Below are 1,129 nucleotides of genomic sequence, written 5' to 3'. Positions count from 1 at the left end.
ATTCCCCACTGCTGCCTCCCGTAGGAGTCTGGGCCGTGTCTCAGTCCCAGTGTGGCCGGTCACCCTCTCAGGCCGGCTACCCGTCGTCGCCTTGGTAAGCCATTACCTCACCAACAAGCTGATAGGCCGCGAGTCCATCCAAAACCACAAAAAGCTTTCCACCCCCCACCATGCGATGAGGAGTCATATCCGGTATTAGACCCAGTTTCCCAGGCTTATCCCAGAGTTAAGGGCAGGTTACTCACGTGTTACTCACCCGTTCGCCACTAATCCCCCCAGCAAGCTGGAGATCATCGTTCGACTTGCATGTGTTAAGCACGCCGCCAGCGTTCATCCTGAGCCAGGATCAAACTCTCCGTTGAAGTAAAACAAAAACAGAAACCACCAGGAAACCACGGGAAAACGCAGCAACCAGGCAGCAAAAATTCGAAACCAGCTGTAAAAACCAGACCACCCACAGGGGCGGGCAGCCCGGCAAATTCAACCAATCAAAAAACAATCGGTATCAACAAACTTGGCACACTATTGAGTTCTCAAACAACAGACACACCCGGCACCACCAAACCAAACACGGTTCAAGATCGCTCCGGAGCAACTTTTCAAACTTACCCGCTGCACCCCCACTTGTCAAACCGGTCTCCGCGACAATCTTCAGCTTGAGGCTTGGTTGTCGGTTTTCCGTCTGACTTCGTGGAGCAGCGCGGAAATAAACTCTACCACTACTTTCCGGTGATCGCCAACTGGCCCCTTCGGACGCTCCGGAGCAGGTGCCGAGAACACCGAAAAGGCCCGGAACCACAGGGATTCCGGGCCGATTTCGTAAGCTCAAGCAGGAATCAGGCGGACGTTGCCGATCCCGGCTTGAAGTATGCAGCTCCGAGCGGAGGGAGGGTGACGCTCAAAGTGGCCGGCTGCCCGTCCTGCCCCTCGTCCGTCGCCTTCAGCTCACCGGCGTTCAGCACACCTGATCCGCCATAGGTGGTGGCATCGGTATTCAGCACCTCTGTCCACGCACCCGGCTCGGGCACTCCGAGCGTGTAGCCGGCGTGCGGCGCGCCAGAGAAGTTGATGGCACAGACCAAGGGGTTGCCCTCTTTGTCCCAGCGGATGAACGAGAGCACGTTGCGCT

At 57.0% G+C, this 1,129-nt stretch carries 1 protein-coding gene and 1 rRNA gene; both read right to left on the bottom strand.

Going from position 1 to position 1,129, the window contains the following annotated elements; all coding sequences use genetic code 11:
- Window positions 1-362, bottom strand: a 16S ribosomal RNA gene (locus AC5RWX_RS33635); the annotation flags it as partial.
- A gap of 474 nt (window positions 363-836) precedes the next feature.
- A partial coding sequence (locus AC5RWX_RS33630) for an alpha amylase C-terminal domain-containing protein (RefSeq protein ID WP_494100477.1) occupies window positions 837-1,129 on the bottom strand: 293 nt, incomplete at its 5' end.

This window comes from Arthrobacter sp. SPT-J7, from assembly GCF_059089965.1.
Note: the sequence above shows the minus strand (reverse complement) of the source record. Positions and strands in the feature narration are given on the sequence as shown.